Genomic DNA, 19,731 nt, shown 5'->3' with positions numbered 1-19,731 from the left:
CACAGTTGGCCGCGAGGCAGGACTTCGGCGCCAAAATCCTCAGCGACAACTTGCACGCCCTATGCTGCCTCAGCGCCGCGCAGGAACATGAGATTGACTCGGACCGTCGTATCAACCGAACCTTCGCCATCACGGCTCTCAAACCTGTCCTGTCAGCGGCGCTGCTCGGCTTGCGCTGGGCCAAGGCTGCCCTGAATGAGACCTTGGCTTTGATCGCAACACGTGCCCATCGCGTGCGACCGGATCGCAACAAACCTCGTCCGCCTCGCCCAAAGCCTCATCGACATGCCGCTTATAAGGCTTGTTGATGCTTACAGTAACTTGGGTGGATTGGATAAGCGGGGGGTACGTGTCCAGTATCGCGGCCATGAGAACATCGCGGTCAACTCGCCTGCGGCGCTTGTCGCTGGGTCGGCAACGGAAGTTGCCCGTCGGTCCACCAGAGCTCGGCCCCGCGCCACAGTGCGAATTGCCGAGAACGGCCAAGGGATAGGGGTAGGAAACGGCGAGCGCCGTCCCTCCCTGCGGTTTTCCCGCGACGGGCTCTCCAGTAGTTGTTTCCACATCGGGATTGGCGCGCCAATTGATGAGCCTCGTGCAGGTAGAGGTTCGCCAACAGAGGGCTGATAACCGCCCCTGGGGACTCCCAGAAGTCGGCCTCCAACGCGTCATGTCTTCCAGATGTCTTGAGAAAGGACTGGATGAGCTTCAGAACTCGGCCGTCCGCGATTCGCCCGGCCACTCTCGCGAGAAGGGGCAGGTGTGTGTCCCGCACGCGGGGTACACCCCCAGGGCGGTGTGGTCAGTCCGATCCTGATGAATCTGTTCATGCATTACGTGTTCGACAGTTGGATGCGGCGGACTCACCCGCACTGTCCTTTCGCGCGTTACGCCGATGATGCGGTGGTTCACTGCCGCAGCTTGGCGCAGGCCGAAGCGGTGATGCGGGCTATCGCGCCCCGGCTGGAAGAGTGCCGGCTGACGATGCATCCGGAGAAATCGCGGATTGTGTACTGCAAGGACAGCAACCGTACTGGCACTTATCCAAACGTGCAGTTTACGTTTCTGGGCTTTACGTTCAGGCCCAGGGACGCATCGAGCAAATACAAGCGGCGATTTACCAGTTTCCTGCGGGCGGTGAGCAACGATGCGTTGAACCGGATGAGGACGACGGTGCGGGGCTGGCAAAGTCAGGAAGGTCGCCCCCGTCTTGGCGCGGTCTCTATCTGTCTTTCGCCGCTCACCCAGCCCTCATAAGCACAGGCAGCCCATCCACAACCAGCCGGACCTGCCCACGCCCCGCATGAATTAACTGCACGGGCAGATTCTTCTCCCCCAACCGCCGCCGAAGCAGCAGCATCCGCGTTTCGAGGTTGTCCTTGATCTCTGGTAGCCGCAGCGCCTCCGCCAGTCGGATCTCGCGGTTGCTGAAGGCGTTCCGGCCTTCGTTGATGTAGACGCCCAGCATATAGGCCAGCAGGCGTCCCGCAACGCCCTTGATGACGTAGGCGTTGTCGATGAAGACGCTATCGTCAATAGCGTGGTGCGTCACGTGGATGACGCGATCACCTGGCTGTCCGGGCACCGCCCGGAGCGCTGACGGGCGGGCATCCGGGACCAGCGCTTCGCAGAGCGCCAGAGCCAGTGCGCACTGGCTGGCGATCATTTCAAGTGTCGTTTCATGTGCCGTGCGAAAGGCGATCCGCTCCGGGCTTTCCACAAACAACACGCCGCGCAGCGTGTCCTGAGCCATGATAGGGACGGCCATCTGACTCATGGCGTCGGGCAGGCTGGGCAGCCCAATGATGCGGGTGCGGTTTTCGTCGGCGGGGCTGGTGGCTTCGATCGCGTCGCCCAGCCGCCGAACCCGGCTCAGGTCATTGACTTTCACCGGGCGCCGGGTGATGGCGGCGATGCCAATTAGTCCCTCGTCGAACGCCACTTCGGAACCGGCGCCGGAGCGGCCGTAGCCGCGGCTGACCACGGTGGTAAGCAGGCGGCGGATAGGATCGCTCTGCAGCACGATGGCATGCGGGAATCCTAATTGCGCGCAGCCATCGAGCATTGCACCCATTACGCCTTCCGTATCGCCTTGTGCGCTGATGGTTTTCATCACCTGGCCGAGGACGGCAAGATCGGGCGCCGGCGATGCGTCGCCTGCATGATCCGTCCCCGCGGGGGAAACCACAGGTTCGATCTTATCGACGCGGAACACGTCGATGGCCTTGAGGCGCATGATGCCAGCCATGCCGACTTGGGCGCTACTGGCCCGCAATTGGTCTGCCACGCGCTTGAACAGCGGCCCTTCGTCGCGGGACGAAACCCAGGTGATATCCAGCTTGTACTGACCGCCGTGGCGAGCGCTGACCAGTAGCAGGGAGGCATGCGGATTGGCGCGGATATTGGCGGCTGTCTTGGCGAAGAACTGGTTGGAGATGGCGATATGCGCGTCGTCCACCATCACCACATGCGACAGGTAGGAGATATTGGGCGTGCCGTCGGCCGCAGTTGTGGCGATGATCGAGGGGATTACGCCTTCGAAGCAGTCGTCGAGGTCGCGCAGTGGCATCATCCCCCACCCCTTTCCGTGGGCGAGTCGGCGGCGTTGCCTGCCTTTGGCCCGGGGGTCTGGATGTAGGCCTCGCGCACGTGCAGTCGTGCGACCGTCAGCTCCCTATCCGCCAGCCACGGCGAGACCAGCTCGAACGGGAGACCGAGGCCGCCGAACAAGGCATAGATATCAGCCCGGTAACGCCGGGAGAGTTCCAGGTCTGCCGGGTCACCGGCGCGGAGCTGGGTGGAGCCTTTCAATTGATAGGAGACATAGTCCGCAGGGCGAGCGAAGGTAATGGCGGCCTGCCCGTTGGCGGCCATGTTGGCTATCGCTTCCGGCCATTGCCAGGCAGACACGATAACCTCGACGGTTTCCTTGTTGACAGCGCGACCACCGACGGCGCGGGCTATCGAGGGGCGATTGGCCTGATTTCGCGTGCCGATGATGATCATCACCGGGCTCGCTATAAAGTCGAGGATCTCGTCTGACAGCCGCATATTGCCCCAGATTGTCTTCGCTTCGGAAACCGTTAGGAGTAACTTAGGAAGTACGGCCAGCCGCTTAGCGACCTTTTAGCGACGCTATTTTGTGTGGCAGATTATAACGTTGGGACCATCGACAAAAGGATAGTCCCACCATGCAACATCCGAAAAACAGGCAGGTTGCCATCATCGGCGCCGGCCCGGGCGGCTTGGTCTCGGCTCGCTGGCTGCTGCAGCACGGCTTTGAGCCGATCCTGTTCGAGGCCGGCGACCGGCTCGGCGGTCAATGGAACTTGTGCAGCGCGGCCAGCGCGACCTGGCCCGGCATGCGCACAAACACCAGCCGAGTCATGTCGGCCTTCTCCGACCTGGACCATGCCACAGATGTTGCGACGTATCCGCGCCAGGACCAGATGCTTGCCTATCTGGAGCGCTATGCAGCCCGCTTCGATTTACTGCGCTGCATCCGCTTCGGTACGCGTGTCGAGCGCCTCGAGGCGGCGGAGGGTGACTGCTGGCGGCTACGTTCGCGCAGTGCGGGCAGAATGCACGAAGAGAGCTTTAGACAGGTGATCGTGGCTACAGGCGCGCAAGCCGTGCCGCTACTGCCTGATATTCCTGGCATGGCGAACTTTACCGGCGCGCTCGGTATCGCACATACCGCGCGTTACAAGGGTGCTGAGCCTTACCGAGGCTGTTCTGTGCTGGTGGCCGGCTGTTCGATTAGCGCCCTGGAAATCGCCTCTGATCTCGCTTTTGGCGGAGCAAATGTCACCGCAGCCTACCGCCGCCAGCGTTATATCGTCCCTAAGCTGATTGCAGGCGTGCCGGCCGAACATGTGTTGTTCCACCGCGCGGCGGCGCTGGCGGGCGAGGCGCTACCTGCCGAGGCGCTAGCGGAGGGCCTGAAGGCGGCCGTGCTTCGGGCCGGCGGCGCGCCCGACCAGTTTGGGGCGCCGGTGCCCGATGCCAATGTGTTCGCGGCGGGCATCTCCCAGTCACAGGGCTTCCTGCCGGCTGTCGCTGAAGGCCGGGTTACCGTGCGCCCCTGGATCGACCGCATCGACGGGGGCACCGCGCACTTTACCGACGGCACTGTCGCAACGCCCGATGCGATTCTCTTCGGAACCGGCTATGGCCTGTCAGTGCCGTGGTTGGCGCCAGACATTGCACGGACGCTGAACTACGACGGCAGGGGGCTAGACCTGCACGCCCATACCTTTCATCCGGACCTCCGGGGACTAGCCTTTGTCGGCCTCTACAACCTGGTCGGCCCCTATCTGCCGGTGCTCGAACTGCAGGCCCGTTGGATTGCCTACACGCTGGCCGGCCTGACACCCATGCCGTCGCCGGTACAGATGGCGCAGGGGCTGGCGGCGTGCCGGGCGATGCGGCAGCGCGGGCAGCAGCCAGTGCTACATGATCTTGCGGTTTCGCTGGCGCGCCAGATCGGCGTGGAGCCCGATCTGGCGCGCTGGTCCGAGCTTGAACGCGCGCTGTTGTTCGGCCCCCTCTCGCCGGTCTCGTTCCGCTTGCAAGGCCCAGACCGCCTGAACGATGCGCCGGCCCGGTCGCTGGCAGCCGCTCAGGCATTCGGGGCAATACGCAGCCCGGCGTTTACGCCGGAGGAGCTGCGGTTGCGCAGCTTGATCGGCAGCCCGGAAGCCGTCGTCGCCTGAACCGCGCCTTGCGTCGCCAGCCATTCCAGTCGCCCACGCACGCTGTACGTCCGGGCTGCGAGGGGCCCGGCGCGGCGAACCGTGAAGGGAGCCGTCCCATTGCCGCATCTGGCGCTGTCAGGCGCCTTTCTCCGCGACGAACTCCGGCCGATGATGAACACGGCAAAGGGCAGGCCAGCGATCGCCAAAGCTTGCCGCGGCTCGCAGGAACTCCGCGAGTTTGGGTATGACCCCGTGAGCTGATGGGCAGGGCTCGTACCCGCGATTGATTTTGACCACCACCGTGGATGGCGGGCAGTAAAAGCGCTAACGTAGCGTCTCCCGCAATGCAACCCGCAGAAACTCCCGCAAACTTTGCATCTGCGGGTCCGCTCCGGCGTCGAGCCGCCAGATCAATCCGACATCCATGGACGGCACCCTGTCAGTGAGGCTGCGCCGCAGGATGCGCTGCCCTTCCAGCGACCAGGGCCGATAGACGAGATCGGACAGGATAGACACGCCGCGCCCCGACGCCACCAGGCTGCGCACGGCCTCGATCGAACAGCTTTGCAGCCGCACGCTGGGCGCGAGCCCGTACTGCCCCCAGTACTTGATCACGGTGGCGATATGCTCGTCCATGTCGAGCAGGATGTAGTCGTGCCGCGCCACGTCAGACAGTCTGATCTCCTCCAGCTGCATCAGCGGATGGTCCGGATGTCCCCAAAGCTGGCGCGCCGAGCGCAGCAGCGTTTCGCAGCCGACGTGATCCATTTCGGGCAGGTTGGAAACCAGCAGCAAGGCCAGGTCGAGCTTGCCGGCCTGGATATGCGCCTCGATATCGCCGCGCGGTCGCTCCAGGATTTGCAGTTCCAGCCCGGGAAACTTTTGCTCCAGGGCAGGCAACAGCTTAGGCAGGACGTACGCCGTAATCGTCTCGGTGACCCCAAGGCGGACGACGCCGGTCAGCGCCGCGGGCGTAACTGCTGCCGCGGTGACTGCCTCGCGCACGGCCACGTCGATCTGCTGCGCATGACGCAGGAAGCGGATGCCCGCGGCTGTCAGCTTTACCCCCGCGGCGTGCCGGGAGAACAGCGTTGCGCCGACTGCGTCCTCCAGCGTCTTGAGCGATGCCGTCATCGAGGACTGCGAAACGTTGCAGCGCTGTGCAGCCCGCGACACCTGCCCGGTCTCGGCAATCGCAACGAAGTGCTGTATTTGCTTGAGTGTTGGCAGCATCGATTTTTCCGATATTGCAATGTCAAAACTATGAATTAGCTATAACGCCTCATGCTAGCTAGCATCCAGCTCGAAGACAAGTTGCTGGGATCTGGCGATGAGCGAAGTAGAAAAGAAGGGGTTTTGCACGTTGTGTCGTTCGCGCTGCGGCACGATCAACGTTGTCGACGGCGAAACGTTGGTCGCAGTCCGTCCCGACAACGACCACCCCACCGGCAAGGCGATGTGCCTGAAGGGCAAGGCCGCCCCGGAGCTGGTGCATAGCGCCGATCGGGTCCTGTACCCCATGCGCAGGACCACCCCGAAAGGCGCGGACGATCCGGGCTGGGTGCGCATTTCCTGGGACGAGGCGCTCGACGAAATCGCCGCGCGCCTGCTGCGCACCCGCGCCACGCGCGGTGCCGAGTCCGTAGCGTTCGCGGTGACGACGCCCAGCGGTACCCCGCTGTCGGACAGCATCGACTGGATCGAGCGCTTTATCCGCCTCTATGGCAGCCCGAACATTTGCTACGCCACCGAGATCTGCAACTGGCACAAGGACTTCGCGCATGCCTTCACCTTCGGCTGCGGCATGCCGACGGCGGACTACCGCAATGCCGGACTGATTCTGCTGTGGGGCCACAACCCGACCAATACGTGGCTGGCGCAGGCAGAGGCGATCGGAGCCGGCCGAGCGGCTGGGGCCAGACTCATCGTGGTGGACCCGCGACAGACGGCCTTGGCGGATGACGCCGACCAGTGGCTGCGCGTCAAGCCCGGCAGCGATGCCGCGCTGGCCATGGCGCTTGCCAACCTGCTGATCGAAGCCAACGCCTTCGATATCGATTTTGTCAGGCACTGGACCAATGGCCCGTTGCTCGTGCGCCAGGACAATGGTGCCTTTCTGCGCGGGGGCGACATCGGCCTGGCGGATGCCGACAGCCTGCTGGTCTGGGACGCGCGCCAGCGCATGGCGGTGCCGGCCGGCAAGGCCGTCGATGACGCGAGGCACATCGCGCTGCGCGGCACCTTTGCCACCCCGCTGATGGGCGGCGGCAAAGGGGAAACCCTGCTGTGCCGGCCGGCCTTCGATCTGTATGCGGCGGAATGCGCACGCTATCCGGCCGAGCGCGCGGCCGCGCTGACGTGGATCGCCGAGGGCGATATCCGCCATGCGGCAAGCCTGATCGGCGCGGCCGGGCGCATTGCCTATCACGCCTGGTCCGGCGTGGGCCAGCATGAGAACGCCACGCAGACGGAGCGCGCCATTGCCTGCCTGTATGCGCTGACGGGCAGCTTCGACCGCAGCGGCGGCAACCGTGTCTATCGCAAGCCGCCGTTCAACGCGGTAAGTCGGTTCGACCTGCTGAGCCCAGAGCAGGCGCGCAAGGCGCTGGGGCTGGATTCGCGCCCGCTCGGTCCGCCGGCGCAAGGCTGGGTCACCGCACGGGACCTCTACCGCGCGATTACCGACAAGGCGCCTTATGCGGTCACGTCGCTGATTGCCTTCGGGACCAATCCGCTGTTGTCGCAGCCCGATGTGGCCAACGCAGAGCAGGCGCTGCGCGAACTCGAGTTCTACGTGCACTGCGACCTGTTCGAGAACCCGAGTGCCAGGTACGCGGACATCCTGCTGCCGGTGAACACGCCGTGGGAACGCGAGGGCCTGCGGATCGGTTTCGAGGTGTCCGCCGCGGCGGAGCAGCTCGTGCAGTTGCGCCAGCGCATGGTCACGCCGCGCGGCGAAGCGCGCTCGGACAACGACATCGTGTTCGCACTGGCCGCGCGCATCGGGCTCGGCGACGCCTTCTTCGGCGGCAGCCTGGAAGCCGGCTGGAACCACATGCTGGCGCCAATGGGGCTGACTGTGGCTGAGCTGCGCCAGACTCCGGAAGGGGTACGCGTTCCGGTCGAGGACGTTGAGATGAAGTACGCCACCAGCACAGACGGTCGGCCATTCAATACGCCGACCGGGCTGGTCGAGTTCTACTCGGAGCACCTGCTGCGACATAACTATCCACCGCTGCCCGGCTTGCCAGAATCGGCATGGAGCGACGCAGCACAGGAGAGCGGATCGTTTCCCTATCTGATGACGTCGGCAAAGAACGGGTACTACTGCCACAGCCAGCAGCGCAGCGTGGCGTCCTTGCGTCGCAAGGCAATGCTGCCGCAGCTCGATATTTCCGGCGAGCTTGCCGCCGTCAAGGATATCCGCACGGGAGATCCCGTCAGGGTGTCCACGCCGGCGGGCAGCGCCCGATTTACCGCGCGCGTCCAGCCGGGGCTGCATCCCGCCGTGCTGGTCGGCGAGTATGGCTGGTGGCAAGGGTGCGATGCCATGGGTCAGCAGCCGACCGCCGCGCTCGGCACGGACAGCGCGAACTTTAACGCGCTGATCGATGCGACCCGCCAGGACCCGATCAGCGGCTCCTCGCCGCTGCGATCGTGCCGCTGCAACGTGGAACGCGACCCTGCGTTCGATATATGGCGCAGGCATTGGGACGGATATCGCCCATTCCGCATCGTCGCGCTGCGCAAGGAAGCCGCCGACGTGACCGCGGTGCACATGGAGCCTGCTGACGGCGGCACGCTGCCGGACTACCTGCCAGGCCAGCACGTGACCCTCAGGTTCTTTGTCGGCCCCGGCAGGCTGGAAGTGGTCCGCTCGTACTCGCTGACCGGACCCGCGGCCGTCACGGACCGCCGCAGCTATGCGATCGCCGTGCGGCATGCGCGGACCCGGCTCGCCAGCGGCGAGGTAGTGTCCGGTGTCGCCTCGACCTTCATCAACACGCAACTGGCGGTCGGCGACACCGTCGAGTTGCGCGCGCCGTCAGGCACATTCGTGATGCCGACGCGTACGGCAAGACCGCTGGTCCTGCTTGCCGGCGGCATCGGCATCACGCCGTTCATCAACCTGCTGGAATCGCTCGTCGATCGACAGGAACCGCCCCGAATGCTGCTGCTGTATGCGAACCAGAACGGCACCACGCACGCCTTCAGGGACCGGCTACGCGAACTGGAAGGACTGATCCCTGCGCTCACGATGATCAATTTCTATGACGCTCCCGCGGATGACGACATCCCCGGCCGCGACTTCCAGGTGCAAGGGCGCGTCTCCGCGGCGGCCGTGCCGGATGCGCTGCTGGCCTCGCGTCCGCTGGTCTACATGTGCGGGCCAGACGCCATGATGACGGCGTTTGCCGCCGGGCTGGCCGCCAGGGGTCTGCCGCGCTTCGATATCCAGAAGGAGATTTTCCGCTCGCCGGCGACGCCGCGGATCGAGCCCGGGCAGGCCTTCCAGGTCCGGTTCCGAAAGTCGGACACCACCCACGTGTGGCGCTCGGAGCATGGTCCCCTGCTTGGCTTCGCCGAGGCGCTGAGCATTCGGCTGCCCAGCGGCTGCCGCGTCGGCCAGTGCGAGAGCTGTGCCGTCCGGATTGCATCCGGGTCCGTACACCACTTGCATGGCGAGGCACCCGATGACCCGGGCGTTTGCCTGGCGTGCCAGGCGGTGCCGACAAGCGATCTCGTCATTGACGCATGAATCGCTATTCCCATTCCTTTGAAGAGCTATCGCCATGCTGAACATCGATGCGCCCACCACGCGGGCGTCCCTGCCGTTCGACCGCCTTGTCACAGTCCTGAAGGATGCCTTCGCATCTGGCTGCGAGGTGCCGCTGCGGCACAACCATACGGTCACCGCTGCGCCGGACGAGCCGGGCACGCTGTTGCTGATGCCGGCGTGGAATGCGGCGAGCGGGTACATGGGCGTCAAGACCGTGTGCGTCTATCCCGGTAACCACCGGCGCAAACTGCCGGGGCTTTACTCTACCTACATCTTGTACCGTGCGGAGACAGGCAAGCCGCTGGCGTTGATCGACGGCAATGAGATTACTTCCCGGCGCACAGCCGCGGCGTCGGCGCTCGCTGCGTCCTTCCTGAGCCGCAAAGACGCCAGTTCGATGCTGGTGCTAGGCGCCGGGCGGGTGGCCAGCCTGCTTCCGTATGCCTATCGCGCAGTCCGCCAGGTGCGGCGCGTCGGCGTATGGGATATCGATATGGACCAGGCCCGTCGGCTGGTCGCACACCTGTGTGCCGACGGCTTCGAAGCCCACGTGGTCGAGCGGCTCAATGCCGACAGCTGTGCTGCGGATATCGTCAGCGCGGCAACACTGTCCACCGAGCCGCTGATCCGCAGGGAATATCTCCGTCCCGGCACCCACGTCGACCTGATCGGGGGCTTCACGCCCGCCATGCGGGAGGCCGATGACGCGTGCTTTGACGGCACCTCGGTGTTTGTCGATACGGACGAAGCCGTAGGCAAGGCCGGCGACCTGCTGTCGCCCATCACCAACGGCGTGATCGCCCCCGAAGACATCCGCAGCGATCTGGCCGGCCTGTGCCGGGCCGGGCATGCGGGCCGGTGTTCGGCGCAGGAGATCACGGTGTTCAAGGCGGTGGGGACCGCGCTGGAAGACCTGGCCGCGGCCGCCATGTGTTTCGAAGCCGTGGCGAACCATTAGAACGATGAAGGAAACTGCCAAGGAGTTCAGGATGAAAGAGACGACAAGCATGGCATTTGCGGATGCCGGAAATCGACAGCAAGGCGGGCTGGAACGCCTGGCGATACGCGTGACCGACTGGTCCGAGCGCTGGTTCCCCGACTCGTATATTTTTGCGGCCATCGCCGTGGTGGTAGTGGCGTTGGGCGCCGTGATGGTGGGCGCACCGGCGCCAGCCGTGGCGAAAGCATTTGGCGACGGCTTCTGGAGCCTGATCCCGTTCACCATGCAGATGGCCGTGGTCGCGATCGCCGGCTACGTGGTAGCGGTGTCGCCGCCGGCAGCCCTGCTGATCGAACGCCTGGCAGCCCTGCCGCGCACGGCGCGCGGGGCCGTCGCTTTCGTGGCAATGGTGAGCCTGTCGACGTCGCTGCTCAACTGGGCGATCAGCCTGATCTTCAGTGGCTTGCTGGTGCGCGCCATTGCCAGGCGCCGCGGCTTCCGTGTCGACTACAGGGCAGCCAGCGCGGCAGCCTACCTCGGCATGGGGGCTACCTGGGCATTGGGGCTAAGTTCCTCCGCCGCGCAACTGCAGGCCAATCCCGCCAGCCTGCCCAAATCGCTGTTGGATATCACCGGGGTCATCCCGTTCTCCGACACGATCTTTCTCTGGCAATCCATGGCGATGACCGCCGTGTTGATCATCGTGTCCCTGGCGGTGGCGTACTTCTCGGCCCCGACCGAGGCGCGTGCCCGCACCGCGGCCGATATGGGGGTTGACCTGAACGATGCCGATGAAGTTGTGGCGCGGCCATCCCGGCCGGGCGAATGGCTGGAATACAGTCCGATCCTGACGCTGATTCTGGTCGCCATGGGCGCGAGCTGGCTATACCAGGAGTTTTCCGCAAAGGATCCGATCCTCGCCATCTCCAACCTGAATACCTACAACTTCCTGTTCCTGCTGCTCGGCATGCTGCTGAACTGGCGCCCGAAGCGCTTCCTGCGCGCCGTCGCGAGGTCAGTGCCATCCACGGCCGGCGTCCTGATTCAGTTCCCGCTGTATGGAGGCATCGCCTATATCCTGACCAAGGCAACAGGCGGCGACGGCGCCACGCTGTCGCACCATCTGGCGTCAGCCTTTGTCTCGATGGCGACCACGGAGTCGTTCTCTGCGGTCATGGGCGTGTATTCCGCTGTGCTCGGCTTCTTCGTGCCGTCCGGCGGCGGCAAGTGGATCATCGAGGCGCCTTATGTGATGCAGGCCGCCAACGAGCTGAAGGTTCACCTTGGGTGGGCGGTGCAGGTTTACAACGCCGCTGAAGCGCTGCCGAACCTGATCAATCCTTTCTGGATGCTGCCGTTGCTCGGTGTGCTCGGCATCCGGGCCAAGGACGTGGTCGGCTTTACCTTCACCCAGTTGCTGGTGCATACGCCGCTGGTGCTGTTCATGTTATGGGCCTTCGCTACGACCCTTTCCTACCGTCCTCCGGTATTGCCCTGAGACCCCGCCACAAGCGAGGCCTGCGAGAGTCTTCGTAAGCGCTTATACTATCTCCGTCTCCTCCCTTTTCTCCTCAAGGGATTCGTGCCCGCCATTGCAGCGGGCTTTATTTTGCCTGTACTCCAAGGCGCCGATTACAGGTGAGTCAAGGTCGTCAAACGGAAACAATGTCCGCTCCTCTAGTGACAAGGGACTTTGGCCCGCCAACGACGCACCTCACTTTCATCGGCCGAGCGGCTGTCCCGGCTTATCTGATTGAGAATGGTGAGCAGCGTCCTTTGTAGGCAGCACAGATCTTTGCCACCTTCGTTAGAAGGGCGGAAGCACCCTCGCTTCACCTTGGGCTGGCCGGCCCGCCTGGGGAGCACGTTCGCGTCCTTCAGCCCTTTAATGGAGGCCACCGGGCCTTCAGCAGGCAGCAAGGGGATTTGTGGGTCGGCAACCAATCCCTTGCGCACGGCACTCCGGGCCACGGTTATGGACTAGGTGAAGGCGCTGAAGGCCGGCGTCGTGATTGACGATGTCGCCCACCAAAATCTCAGTCCATCGGGACCGTCTGGTACGGCCCAACGTAGAGACAGCGTCTGTTGGTTTTCCACCCACATCACGGTAGTCGAATCGTCGCCTATCGCTCCGCGTGGGCCCAATCCGGTGGCGACGTACGCACACCAAGACACTGGCACGCGCCATGCAATACGACTAGTGAGCAAGGGACACGGAAACCGCGACATCCAATGCTTACTAACTCGACCTGAGCAAAGGAGCTTCATCATGACTACCCAGACCAACCAACGCGCGACCATTGTCATTCATGACCTGCCGGCCATCGAAGTCCTGGATAGCCTCGAAATGTCCGCCATCAAGGGCGGCCAGATCGACCAGCGCCTCGCAGACTACATCCAGAACGTCTATCAGTACACGCATGACTGGGCAGGCGGGGCCCGCCCAGTACCGAAGTACTGACGGCAGCGCCTTGCCGGCCGACTTCTTGCCATCGTGCGTTGGTCGGCCGGCATCCTATTGGCGATGTCGGCGCCGGCAGCGCCTATCAGCAAATGTGCATCAGCCCGGCGGGGTGATGCCGCCGTAGCCCATGCGCGGTCCTTCGGCGGCTACTCCGTAGCTTTTTGTTTTCGAGTCGCCCTTGGTGACCGGCCTGGTTTCTGGCGGCTCCTATCCTGTCAACGGACATGAATCTCAGCGCTGTTAAATGACAGAGAAGGCTCGTCTTGAGCCCCACACCCACCCGCATTGGTGAGAGGCCTCGCTTCTTACCTCGATTTGCCAAGACAAGCCCCAAATCTCAGCGAATCTTGAACAACCGGTCCATCGACCATGCACCACCACCGCGAGCGATTAGAAGCAGCATCAATCCTGCCCACGTCAGATGGGTGGGCCACGCATCAGGATAGACGAAGATCTCTATGACCGCCGTCATGCACAGCAAGGCAAATGCCGCTGGCCGGGTCAGCAGTCCCAGCACAAGCAAGACCGGGAACAGATGTTCGGCATAGGTTGCGAGATGTGCTGCCAGCTCGGGCGGCACCAGCGGCAGTCGATACTCGCTCTCGAACAGCGCAAAGGTACTGTCCTTGATCGTCAGCAAGCCGGTCACTTTGGTCCGCCCTGACAGGAAAAATACCGATGCGATCGCCACACGTGCAATCAGCGCCAGCACATCATCGTTGATCCAACGCGCCGCACATTGCGTCAGGTTTGTCCATGCGCCCCCGCTGGCGCCGGTGTGGTTCGTGACTTGGGCCCTGTCTGTCATGGCTGCTCTCCGGCGATGATTGAGGCAAAGGCACCCGCAGCAATGAGCGAGGCCAGCGTTTGGGCGATGTCGATGCCAGCCTCGGCCATTGCGGCGGATTCGGCGGCGATCTGCAGCGCCTTGCCTTCACCGCAGGCGTCAAGGAACGCGCACATGCCTTGGCCTGCCGCTTGCCAGCACACGCTGCCGGACACGCGAACCAGCAATGCCCCCTCGCCCACCCAGGCCATATCCCCGGCAGGTACCTGACCAGTACGGTTGGCCTGCCAGATCGAGAACGCCGGATGCGCGCCGGACCAGCGCCAGCGCAGCGAGGCGCGGGGCCGCAGCCTCGCGCGGAGCAACGTCTCACCGGCCAGTGTGCTGAAGGCGCCGGTGTCGAGCGCTTCATCGTCGGCGGCAAGGTGGGCTTCGGTCCACAGTCGGTCAAGCCGCGCGACGTCGGCAAGGTAAGGCAGCTCGGCAGCCGGCGGAAACGTCTGCAGGAAGTCGGCAAAGCCAGCGCCGTACTCGATCAGGCATGCACTGCGTGGCGGTTCGGCACGGGCATGGATCAAGGCAGCCGACCGGAACCAGTCTTCGCCAACCAGTCGGACGACGGCCGGATAGTTTGCCGTCAATGCATCCACGCAGGCCTTGAGCACCGTATTGCGGTAGACCTGAAATCCGGGTTGGCGTGTCAGCACTGGTAGCAGCAGATCCGCCCCATCCTCTGCGTAGAGCGCATTCAGGAAGTCTTGCTCGAAGCTCATGCGTGGGCTGCCTCCCTGCCGAGCAGCGCGGCCGCGTGCGCACGCTCCGCCAGCAATTCATCGAACGACGGAATGTTTCCATCCCGCTCAATCAGCGTCGGGCGTGGGCCGATGCGGTCTATCAATCTCAGGTAGAGCGACCAGACTTCCGGCGCGACCGGTGCATCGTGCGAATCGACCCATAGCGGCTGACTGGCAGTACGGTCAATCGCATGTCCGGCCAGATGGATCTCGCGCACGGCGTCCGCCGGCAATTGATCGAGATACCAGGCGGCGTCATAGCCAAGGTTGCTGGCGCTGACGTGAACATTGTTGACATCCACCAGCAAGCCGCAGCCTGTGCGGCGCACCAGCTCCACAAGGAAATCCGTCTCGTTCCACGTATGCGCATCGAAGTGCAGGTAGTGGGATGGATTCTCGATGGCTATCTCATCGTTCAGCGCATCCTGCGCCAGTGCAATATTGGCGGCCACCCGCACCAGCCGCTCGGTGGTGCGGGCCACCGGCAGCAGATCGGGGTAGTAACGGCCGTTGAGCGTCGACCATGCCAGGTGTTCGGACATGCGTACGGGATCGACGCGGCGGATCAGTTCGCGCAGGCGGGCAAGATGCTCGCGATCCGGCCGAGCATCGCCCGCCAGCGATAGCGACACCCCGTGCAAGGCTACTGGATGCCGTTCCCGGATGGCATCGAGCCAGGCCAGGCGCGGCCCGCCCGCCATCAGGTAGTTCTCGGGGTGGACCTCGAACCAGAGGCCGGGCGCGGTACATCGCAAGGCCTCGCCGAAGTGTTGCGGCTTGAGGCCCAGGCCGGCCCTGTCGAGCAACGCCTTCGCACGCTGATGCTGGCCGGATTGCAGGGCGACCAGGCGGCTTATCACAGCTTCCTTATGGAACTGACCGGGCACCTGCGGGCCTTCGTCCGCCGACGGCTCAATGGCATGCCGGATGAAGTGGAAGATGTGGTGCAGGAAACGTTGCTTGCCGTGCATAACGCCCGCCACACCTATCGGGCCGAACAGCCGCTGACGGCATGGGTCTACGCCATCGCGCGATACATGCTGCTTGACTTCTTGCGGGGCCGCTCGCGCCACACCGCACGACTTGAGCCGCTCGACGATTTCATGGACATTCTTGCCGATTGCGCAGCGGTACCGACCCACGACGCACGGCTGGATGTGGACGGGCTGCTCGAACAACTGCCCGACAAGCAGCGCCTGCCGATCGTTCATGTGAAGCTGCAAGGACTTTCGGTTGCGGAGACTGCAAGGCTGACTGGCCTGTCCGAATCGGCGGTCAAGGTCGGCATCCATCGCGGCTTGAAGGCACTGGCCGCAAAAGCAAGGATTCTTACATCATGAAGACCGACGATCTGGTCACGCTGCTCGCCAGCGGCATCAAACCTATTGACCGGCATGTCGCGCTGAAAACGTTCATCCTGGCCCTGGCGCTTGGCGGCGCAGGTGCCCTGCTGTTGCTGGCCATCGTGTTCGGCTTGCGGCCCGACATCCTGCAGGTTCTGGTGCTGCCAATCTTCTGGATCAAGGTGGCATTCCCGCTGGGGATGGCTGTCGCGGCCACGCACGTACTGCGACGGCTGATGGTCCCGGGGGCGACGATTGGCGTGCGTTGGGCCGCGCCTACCCTGCCCGTGCTGGCCGCATGGGCCGGCGCACTGGTTATCCTTGTCAATGCCCCCGAGGCGGGGCAGGCCAGCCTGATACTGGGCCGGACATGGCGAACCTGCCCGCTCAGTATCGCGTTGCTATCGCTGCCGCTTTTTGTCTCGGTCCATTGGGCGGCACGCCAAATGGCCCCGACGCACCTGCGAGCGGCAGGCGCAATGGCCGGTCTGCTCGCAGGCGCCACCGCGACCATCGTCTATTGCCTGCATTGCCCGGAAATGGAGGTCCCGTTCTGGGCGGTCTGGTACCTGGCGGGGATGCTAATTCCGACGGTGCTGGGTGGCCTGCTCGGCCCGCGAATCTTGCGGTGGTAGTGTCGCTCCTCGGGATCAGCACGTGTTTGGCTGGGCCATCGTTTCTCATGGACTCACCCGTTAGCCGGTGGCGGAGCGCCGCGCTTTCGGTAGCTCGGGATATTGGCGCCAGACCCATCATGTCATAAAGAATTCACTTTCAAAATTTCCATGTTTCCATTATTGTCGAAACATGGAAACTGGTCACGCACTTGAAGCGCTTGCCGCGCTCGCTCATCCGATCCGCCTGTTTGTGTTCAGGCTGCTGGTCCAGGCCGGTCCGCAGGGGCTACCGGCCGGCCGGATTGCTGAACTGATGGAAGTCCCCGCATCTTCGCTCTCCTTCCACCTCAAGGAATTGCACCGCGCAGGCCTGCTTTCCAGCCGCCAGGACGGACGTTCCATCATCTATATGGCTCGGTTCGAGACCATGAACGCATTGCTGGGTTACCTCACGGAGAACTGCTGCAGCGGCAATCCGTGCTCTCCTGTGTCCAACTGCCCCGTCGCCTCCGAGCCGAAATCATGAAACGCTTCCACGTCCACGTCAGCGTCGCCGACCTGACCGCGAGCATCCGTTATTACTCGGCTCTCTTCGCCGCCGAACCCATTGTCGTGAAAGACGACTACGCGAAATGGATGCTGGAGGATCCTCGCGTGAACTTCGCGATTTCGGCGCGCGGTGCGGAGACGGGCGTCGACCATCTCGGGTTTCAAACAGACGATGCGAGCGAGTTGGCCGAGTTGAAGCAGCGCGCCGAAGCCGCCGACATGGCGCTGCTCGACGAGGGCGAAACCACCTGCTGCTATGCGCGAAGCGAGAAGTACTGGGTCACGGATCCGCAAGGCATAGCGTGGGAACACTTTCACACCCTCGGCAATGTGCCGGTGTACGGCGAGTCCCGGATAATCGACGCCCCTGGTCAGGAATCGGCATGTTGCGCGCCTCGCGCGCCGAAGGGCAAACCGATCGGTATTGCCGTCAACTCCGAGTCGTCCTGCTGCTAAGGGGTGCGCCATGAGCGATAGAACCTACAACGTGCTGTTTATCTGCACCGGCAATTCCGCACGATCGATTCTCTCGGAAGGACTGATGAACCTTCTCGGCAAGGGTCGCTTCCGCGCCTACTCTGCAGGCAGCCATCCGACGGGAGTCGTCAACCGCCTTGCACTGGCGGTTCTGGCCCGCCACGGCGTTGACTCGGCGGACCTGCGCAGCAAGAACTGGGACGAATTCTCGCAGGACGGTGCGCCCCAACTCGATTTCGTCTTCACGGTGTGTGACAAGGCGGCGGGTGAGGTCTGCCCCGTGTGGCCCGGCCAGCCCATCACAGCGCATTGGGGCGTCCCTGATCCGGCTGCCTGCGTGGGTACGGAAGCCCAAAAACTGCAGGCTATCAACGACGCAGCCATTACGCTCAAGCGCCGTATCGAATTGTTCCTGTCATTGCCTCTTCCTAAGCTGGACGCTGTCGCGCTTAAGAAGGCTGTCCAGGACATCGGAACGCGCTGACTCGTTTTCTGAGCCGCATTCATTCTTGATTTCACCGCGCCCCATGACGACAAACGTATTGATCCTCTGTACCCATAATTCGGCCCGCAGCGTGCTGAGCGAGGGAATGCTGAACCATCTGGCCAGCCAATTCGGCCGAGACGTACGCGCCTATAGTGCCGGAAGTTCCCCCAGCGGACGGATCAACCCATTTGCCATCGAGGCGCTTGGTAACGCTGGCGTCGATGTCAGCGGTTATCGCAGCAAGAGCTGGGATGAGTTCACCGGCGAGGGTGCGCCCGAGATGCGCGTCGTCATTACGGTCTGTGACAGCGCGGCGGCCGAGGCATGCCCCTACTGGCCGGGAAGCCCGGTCAAGGTGCATTGGGGGTATGCCGATCCCTCCAATGCGCCGGGTGGTGATGAAGGGAAGCGCCAGGCCTTCGAGCTAACCCGGCAGGCCATCGGCTATCGGATGATGCAACTTTTGATGCTACCGCTGGATTCGATGAGCAACGCCGAGTTGCAGGAACACCTTGACCGTATCGCCAAGAGTTGAGCGCCATGATTGATTTGCGCAACAGATTGGCCGCCGAAACGCTTGGAACAGCCTTGCTGCTCGCCGTCGTCATTGGCTCGGGAATCATGGCCGAGCGACTTGCAGGCGGCAATGTCGCCGTGGCGCTGCTGGCCAATACGGCGGCAACCGTCGGTGGCCTCTACATCCTGATCGAAGTGTTCGGCCCGATCAGTGGCGCCCATTTCAACCCGGTGGTCAGTTCGGTCATGGTGGCGCAAGGAGAACTGCCTGGCGCCGCGCTGGTTCCATATATCGCCGCACAGCTTGTCGGCGCGGTACTCGGAGCATGGTTGGCTCATGCCATGTTCGACATGACAATCCTGCAGTTCTCCGCCAAGGTGCGTAGTGGCCCCGGGCAATGGATTGCAGAGACGGTCGCAACTGCAGGTCTCCTGCTGGTTATCCTGCGCGCCCCGAACGGTCGGGCCTCCGCCATGGTCGCTGCGTGTATCGGTGCTGCCTACTGGTTCACCGCTTCCACGTCGTTCGCCAATCCGGCGGCGGCATTTGGGCGGATGTTCAGCGACAGCTTCGCTGGTATTGCGCCGGGCAGCGTACCGGGATTCGTGCTGGCTCAATGCGCAGGGGCCGCGATCGGACTCATGCTGCACCGGCTGCTCGAGCCACGCCATGCGCGCCATGGCCATCCGAATGTCATCGAGTCTTCCGGCGAGCATCAAGTCGATTGATTCTGAGAACACCATGTCTGTCACCATCAGGCCGGAGGGTCGAATGACCACGGACTTGCCCAATCTCGTTCCGGCAGTGCTCGACACGCCCGACTTGAAGAAGCTGGAGCCGCCACGGATCAGCACGCATCCGCCGCGCATCTTGCTGCTCTATGGTTCGCTGCGCGAGTCATCCTACAGCCGCCTGCTCGTGCACGAAGCTGAACGCATACTGCAGCACTTCGGCGCGGAAACCCGCGTGTTCGATCCACATGGCCTGCCAATGTGCGACAGCGTCCCGGCGGATCATCCCAAGGAGGTGGAACTGCGCAAGCTCTCGGAGTGGTCTGAAGGCCAGGTGTGGTGCAGCCCCGAGCGGCACGGAACGCTGACTGCAGTCTTCAAGAACCAGATCGACTGGTTACCTCTCGAGATAGGCAGCATTCGGCCGACACAGGGACGCACACTCGCCGTGATGCAAGTCTGCGGTGGCTCCCAATCCTTCAACGCGGTCAATGCACTGCGCGTGCTTGGTCGCTGGATGCGCATGGTGACAATCCCGAACCAGTCGT

20 protein-coding genes and 1 pseudogene are annotated in these 19,731 nt (G+C 63.5%); 15 read left to right on the top strand and 6 right to left on the bottom strand.

Annotated elements, in window-relative coordinates; genetic code table 11:
* A pseudogene (locus K309_RS43315) lies at positions 1–308 on the top strand (IS4 family transposase); the annotation flags it as partial.
* Between the two features lie 454 nt (positions 309–762).
* Positions 763–1,257 carry a reverse transcriptase domain-containing protein gene (locus K309_RS0129745; protein WP_156914485.1) on the top strand — a complete coding sequence of 165 codons (495 nt, stop codon included), beginning with the start codon at positions 763–765 and terminating at the stop codon, positions 1,255–1,257.
* On the opposite strand, the gene K309_RS0129740 is transcribed toward K309_RS0129745, so the two are convergent.
* Both K309_RS0129740 and K309_RS37880 read right to left on the bottom strand, forming a co-directional pair.
* Positions 1,241–2,572, bottom strand: a complete 1,332-nt coding sequence (locus tag K309_RS0129740; RefSeq protein ID WP_029049742.1) for a GAF domain-containing protein — start codon at positions 2,570–2,572, stop codon at positions 1,241–1,243. The genes K309_RS0129745 and K309_RS0129740 overlap by 17 nt on opposite strands.
* The gene (locus tag K309_RS37880) at positions 2,569–3,006 is read right to left on the bottom strand and encodes a hypothetical protein (protein WP_156914484.1); all 438 of its coding nucleotides are present in this window, start codon (positions 3,004–3,006) and stop codon (positions 2,569–2,571) included. Before K309_RS37880 ends, K309_RS0129740 begins: the two co-directional genes overlap by 4 nt.
* A gap of 185 nt (positions 3,007–3,191) precedes the next feature.
* Between K309_RS37880 and K309_RS0129730 the strand changes: the two genes are divergently transcribed.
* Positions 3,192–4,715, top strand: coding sequence for a flavin-containing monooxygenase (locus tag K309_RS0129730; protein WP_029049741.1), 1,524 nt, complete (start codon positions 3,192–3,194; stop codon positions 4,713–4,715).
* Positions 4,716–5,021: 306 nt separating this feature from the next.
* On the opposite strand, the gene K309_RS0129725 is transcribed toward K309_RS0129730, so the two are convergent.
* The gene (locus K309_RS0129725; RefSeq protein ID WP_029049740.1) at positions 5,022–5,930 is read right to left on the bottom strand and encodes a LysR family transcriptional regulator; all 909 of its coding nucleotides are present in this window, start codon (positions 5,928–5,930) and stop codon (positions 5,022–5,024) included.
* Between the two features lie 97 nt (positions 5,931–6,027).
* On the opposite strand from K309_RS0129725, the gene K309_RS0129720 reads away from it, so the two are divergent.
* From K309_RS0129720 to K309_RS0129705, 4 genes are all read left to right on the top strand, one after another.
* Positions 6,028–9,456, top strand: a complete 3,429-nt coding sequence (locus K309_RS0129720) for a molybdopterin-dependent oxidoreductase (RefSeq protein ID WP_029049739.1) — start codon at positions 6,028–6,030, stop codon at positions 9,454–9,456.
* 34 nt (positions 9,457–9,490) lie between these two features.
* Positions 9,491–10,435: a bifunctional Delta(1)-pyrroline-2-carboxylate/Delta(1)-piperideine-2-carboxylate reductase gene (gene lhpI / locus K309_RS0129715; RefSeq protein ID WP_029049738.1), complete on the top strand. Its 945-nt coding sequence runs from the start codon at positions 9,491–9,493 to the stop codon at positions 10,433–10,435.
* A gap of 31 nt (positions 10,436–10,466) precedes the next feature.
* Complete coding sequence (locus K309_RS0129710; protein WP_029049737.1) at positions 10,467–11,915, top strand: short-chain fatty acid transporter; 1,449 nt, start codon at positions 10,467–10,469, stop codon at positions 11,913–11,915.
* 771 nt (positions 11,916–12,686) lie between these two features.
* Positions 12,687–12,878 carry a hypothetical protein gene (locus K309_RS0129705; protein ID WP_029049736.1) on the top strand — a complete coding sequence of 64 codons (192 nt, stop codon included), beginning with the start codon at positions 12,687–12,689 and terminating at the stop codon, positions 12,876–12,878.
* A gap of 340 nt (positions 12,879–13,218) precedes the next feature.
* On the opposite strand, the gene K309_RS0129700 is transcribed toward K309_RS0129705, so the two are convergent.
* Genes K309_RS0129700 through bufB form a run of 3 tightly spaced genes read right to left on the bottom strand, consistent with a single transcriptional unit; the run spans position 13,219 to position 15,322 of the window.
* The gene (locus K309_RS0129700) at positions 13,219–13,689 is read right to left on the bottom strand and encodes a DoxX family protein (RefSeq protein WP_029049735.1); all 471 of its coding nucleotides are present in this window, start codon (positions 13,687–13,689) and stop codon (positions 13,219–13,221) included.
* Positions 13,686–14,441: an HvfC/BufC N-terminal domain-containing protein gene (locus K309_RS0129695; protein ID WP_029049734.1), complete on the bottom strand. Its 756-nt coding sequence runs from the start codon at positions 14,439–14,441 to the stop codon at positions 13,686–13,688. The genes K309_RS0129700 and K309_RS0129695 overlap by 4 nt, the downstream gene beginning before the upstream one ends.
* Positions 14,438–15,322, bottom strand: coding sequence for an MNIO family bufferin maturase (gene bufB / locus K309_RS0129690; RefSeq protein WP_232232545.1), 885 nt, complete (start codon positions 15,320–15,322; stop codon positions 14,438–14,440). The genes K309_RS0129695 and bufB overlap by 4 nt, the downstream gene beginning before the upstream one ends.
* Here bufB and K309_RS0129685 point away from each other — a divergent pair.
* The 8 genes from K309_RS0129685 to K309_RS0129650 form a co-directional block, all read left to right on the top strand.
* The gene (locus tag K309_RS0129685) at positions 15,284–15,802 is read left to right on the top strand and encodes a sigma-70 family RNA polymerase sigma factor (RefSeq protein ID WP_051320684.1); all 519 of its coding nucleotides are present in this window, start codon (positions 15,284–15,286) and stop codon (positions 15,800–15,802) included. The two genes, bufB and K309_RS0129685, sit on opposite strands and share 39 nt — an antisense overlap.
* A complete protein-coding gene (locus tag K309_RS0129680; protein WP_029049731.1) occupies positions 15,799–16,440 on the top strand; it encodes a DUF1109 domain-containing protein in 642 nt (213 codons plus the stop codon). The genes K309_RS0129685 and K309_RS0129680 overlap by 4 nt, the downstream gene beginning before the upstream one ends.
* Positions 16,441–16,612: 172 nt before the next feature.
* Positions 16,613–16,948 (top strand): ArsR/SmtB family transcription factor, encoded by a 336-nt coding sequence (locus K309_RS0129675; protein ID WP_029049730.1) that lies wholly within the window; start codon positions 16,613–16,615, stop codon positions 16,946–16,948.
* Entirely contained in the window at positions 16,945–17,427 is a 483-nt protein-coding gene (locus tag K309_RS0129670; RefSeq protein WP_029049729.1) for an ArsI/CadI family heavy metal resistance metalloenzyme, read from the top strand. Before K309_RS0129675 ends, K309_RS0129670 begins: the two co-directional genes overlap by 4 nt.
* A 10-nt stretch (positions 17,428–17,437) precedes the next feature.
* Positions 17,438–17,932, top strand: coding sequence for an arsenate reductase ArsC (locus K309_RS0129665; RefSeq protein ID WP_029049728.1), 495 nt, complete (start codon positions 17,438–17,440; stop codon positions 17,930–17,932).
* A gap of 43 nt (positions 17,933–17,975) precedes the next feature.
* A complete protein-coding gene (locus tag K309_RS0129660; RefSeq protein WP_029049727.1) occupies positions 17,976–18,470 on the top strand; it encodes an arsenate reductase ArsC in 495 nt (164 codons plus the stop codon).
* A gap of 5 nt (positions 18,471–18,475) precedes the next feature.
* Positions 18,476–19,180, top strand: coding sequence for an aquaporin (locus K309_RS0129655; protein ID WP_029049726.1), 705 nt, complete (start codon positions 18,476–18,478; stop codon positions 19,178–19,180).
* A gap of 43 nt (positions 19,181–19,223) precedes the next feature.
* Positions 19,224–19,731 (top strand): NAD(P)H-dependent oxidoreductase (locus K309_RS0129650; RefSeq protein ID WP_029049725.1); only part of this gene is annotated, 508 nt, incomplete at its 3' end.

This window comes from Cupriavidus phytohabitans, assembly GCF_000426345.1.
Classification (GTDB): Bacteria; Pseudomonadota; Gammaproteobacteria; order Burkholderiales; family Burkholderiaceae; genus Cupriavidus.
This window is presented reverse-complemented; position numbering and strand designations above follow the sequence as displayed.

What these genes read in the sequence shown, in the direction of transcription:
- K309_RS0129655 (WP_029049726.1), top strand. Translation starts at nt 18,476, where the DNA reads ATGATTGATTTGCGCAACAGATTGGCCGCCGAAACGCTTGGAACAGCC.
- K309_RS0129705 (WP_029049736.1), top strand. Translation starts at nt 12,687, where the DNA reads ATGACTACCCAGACCAACCAACGCGCGACCATTGTCATTCATGACCTG.
- K309_RS0129660 (WP_029049727.1), top strand. Translation starts at nt 17,976, where the DNA reads ATGACGACAAACGTATTGATCCTCTGTACCCATAATTCGGCCCGCAGC.
- K309_RS0129675 (WP_029049730.1), top strand. Translation starts at nt 16,613, where the DNA reads ATGGAAACTGGTCACGCACTTGAAGCGCTTGCCGCGCTCGCTCATCCG.
- K309_RS0129665 (WP_029049728.1), top strand. Translation starts at nt 17,438, where the DNA reads ATGAGCGATAGAACCTACAACGTGCTGTTTATCTGCACCGGCAATTCC.
- K309_RS0129670 (WP_029049729.1), top strand. Translation starts at nt 16,945, where the DNA reads ATGAAACGCTTCCACGTCCACGTCAGCGTCGCCGACCTGACCGCGAGC.
- K309_RS37880 (WP_156914484.1), bottom strand. Translation starts at nt 3,006, where the DNA reads ATGATCATCATCGGCACGCGAAATCAGGCCAATCGCCCCTCGATAGCC.
- K309_RS0129700 (WP_029049735.1), bottom strand. Translation starts at nt 13,689, where the DNA reads ATGACAGACAGGGCCCAAGTCACGAACCACACCGGCGCCAGCGGGGGC.
- K309_RS0129710 (WP_029049737.1), top strand. Translation starts at nt 10,467, where the DNA reads ATGAAAGAGACGACAAGCATGGCATTTGCGGATGCCGGAAATCGACAG.
- K309_RS0129740 (WP_029049742.1), bottom strand. Translation starts at nt 2,572, where the DNA reads ATGATGCCACTGCGCGACCTCGACGACTGCTTCGAAGGCGTAATCCCC.
- K309_RS0129695 (WP_029049734.1), bottom strand. Translation starts at nt 14,441, where the DNA reads ATGAGCTTCGAGCAAGACTTCCTGAATGCGCTCTACGCAGAGGATGGG.
- K309_RS0129720 (WP_029049739.1), top strand. Translation starts at nt 6,028, where the DNA reads ATGAGCGAAGTAGAAAAGAAGGGGTTTTGCACGTTGTGTCGTTCGCGC.
- K309_RS0129680 (WP_029049731.1), top strand. Translation starts at nt 15,799, where the DNA reads ATGAAGACCGACGATCTGGTCACGCTGCTCGCCAGCGGCATCAAACCT.
- K309_RS0129725 (WP_029049740.1), bottom strand. Translation starts at nt 5,930, where the DNA reads ATGCTGCCAACACTCAAGCAAATACAGCACTTCGTTGCGATTGCCGAG.
- K309_RS0129685 (WP_051320684.1), top strand. Translation starts at nt 15,284, where the DNA reads ATGCTGGCCGGATTGCAGGGCGACCAGGCGGCTTATCACAGCTTCCTT.
- lhpI (WP_029049738.1), top strand. Translation starts at nt 9,491, where the DNA reads ATGCTGAACATCGATGCGCCCACCACGCGGGCGTCCCTGCCGTTCGAC.
- K309_RS0129730 (WP_029049741.1), top strand. Translation starts at nt 3,192, where the DNA reads ATGCAACATCCGAAAAACAGGCAGGTTGCCATCATCGGCGCCGGCCCG.